This window comes from Streptococcus cristatus, assembly GCF_001578775.1.
Lineage (GTDB): Bacteria > Bacillota > Bacilli > Lactobacillales > Streptococcaceae > Streptococcus > Streptococcus cristatus_A.
Genome location: NZ_KQ969083.1, coordinates 1 through 495, shown reverse-complemented (window position 1 = coordinate 495; position 495 = coordinate 1). Strand labels below are relative to the sequence as shown.

Sequence of the window (495 nt, the reverse complement as noted above, 5' to 3'; positions counted from 1 at the left end):
ATGTCCGCCGCCAGCATCGTCTTCTCAGTCCGAGGCTTCATCAAGAACCGCAAAAAGTACAAGGCGGACAAAGAGGAGCGGATCCATCTCTACCATCTCTATCTGAAAGACAAGGCGATGGAGCTGACCAAGCTCGAGCGGGAACAAAAGGAAGGCATGCATTACCATTTTCCCAATATTCTAGAGCTGACCGATCTAGTTGAGAGCTACAATCACCGGATTTATGAAAAGACATCACTCCATTTTGACTTTCTTTATTACCGTTTGGGGCTAGGCAAACTCCCAACTAGCTACCAGCTAACCTATGGGCAAGAGGAGCGCAGTGGCAAGAAAGACGCCCTGGAAGAAGAGGGGTACGCTCTCTATAGTCGTCATAAAAAGATTCCAGATATGCCCATTCCGGCCAATCTCAGCCATGGGCCGGTGGGCTATATCGGCCCAAGAAATCTGGTCTTAGAACAGCTGCAGCTTCTGGTCATGCAGCTTGCGACCTTT

The 495-nt window shown here is 49.5% G+C and carries 1 pseudogene; it reads left to right on the top strand.

The window, feature by feature from the left end:
* Window positions 1-495 (top strand): annotated as a pseudogene (locus SCRDD08_RS10715) (type VII secretion protein EssC); the annotation flags it as partial.